At 53.7% G+C, this 1344-nt stretch carries 1 rRNA gene; it reads left to right on the top strand.

Annotation, left to right across the window (positions count from 1 at the left end):
- Positions 1 to 1331: ribosomal RNA gene (locus ACQEXR_RS20130) — 16S ribosomal RNA — on the top strand; the annotation flags it as partial.
- Positions 1332 to 1344: the final 13 nt, after the last annotated feature.

Genomic DNA, 1344 nt, shown 5'->3' with positions numbered 1-1344 from the left:
GGCCTCTCGCGTCAGGATATGCCCAGGTGGGATTAGCTAGTTGGTGAGGTAATGGCTCACCAAGGCGACGATCCCTAGCTGGTCTGAGAGGATGATCAGCCACACTGGAACTGAGACACGGTCCAGACTCCTACGGGAGGCAGCAGTGGGGAATATTGCACAATGGGCGCAAGCCTGATGCAGCCATGCCGCGTGTATGAAGAAGGCCTTCGGGTTGTAAAGTACTTTCAGCAGTGAGGAAGGTGGGTATGTTAATAGCATATTCATTTGACGTTAGCTGCAGAAGAAGCACCGGCTAACTCCGTGCCAGCAGCCGCGGTAATACGGAGGGTGCGAGCGTTAATCGGAATTACTGGGCGTAAAGCGCATGCAGGTGGTTTGTTAAGTCAGATGTGAAAGCCCGGGGCTCAACCTCGGAATTGCATTTGAAACTGGCAAACTAGAGTACTGTAGAGGGGGGTAGAATTTCAGGTGTAGCGGTGAAATGCGTAGAGATCTGAAGGAATACCGGTGGCGAAGGCGGCCCCCTGGACAGATACTGACACTCAGATGCGAAAGCGTGGGGAGCAAACAGGATTAGATACCCTGGTAGTCCACGCCGTAAACGATGTCTACTTGGAGGTTGTGGCCTTGAGCCGTGGCTTTCGGAGCTAACGCGTTAAGTAGACCGCCTGGGGAGTACGGTCGCAAGATTAAAACTCAAATGAATTGACGGGGGCCCGCACAAGCGGTGGAGCATGTGGTTTAATTCGATGCAACGCGAAGAACCTTACCTACTCTTGACATCTACAGAAGCCAGCGGAGACGCAGGCGTGCCTTCGGGAACTGTAAGACAGGTGCTGCATGGCTGTCGTCAGCTCGTGTTGTGAAATGTTGGGTTAAGTCCCGCAACGAGCGCAACCCTTATCCTTGTTTGCCAGCACTTCGGGTGGGAACTCCAGGGAGACTGCCGGTGATAAACCGGAGGAAGGTGGGGACGACGTCAAGTCATCATGGCCCTTACGAGTAGGGCTACACACGTGCTACAATGGCGCATACAGAGGGCGGCCAACTTGCGAAAGTGAGCGAATCCCAAAAAGTGCGTCGTAGTCCGGATTGGAGTCTGCAACTCGACTCCATGAAGTCGGAATCGCTAGTAATCGTGGATCAGAATGCCACGGTGAATACGTTCCCGGGCCTTGTACACACCGCCCGTCACACCATGGGAGTGGGCTGCAAAAGAAGTGGGTAGTTTAACCTTCGGGAGGACGCTCACCACTTTGTGGTTCATGACTGGGGTGAAGTCGTAACAAGGTAGCCCTAGGGGAACCTGGGGCTGGATCACCTCCTTATACGATGATTATT

The sequence above is a fragment of the Vibrio sp. TRT 2004 genome (genome assembly GCF_050113735.1).
In the GTDB taxonomy this organism is placed as follows: domain Bacteria; phylum Pseudomonadota; class Gammaproteobacteria; order Enterobacterales; family Vibrionaceae; genus Vibrio.
Note: the sequence above shows the minus strand (reverse complement) of the source record. Positions and strands in the feature narration are given on the sequence as shown.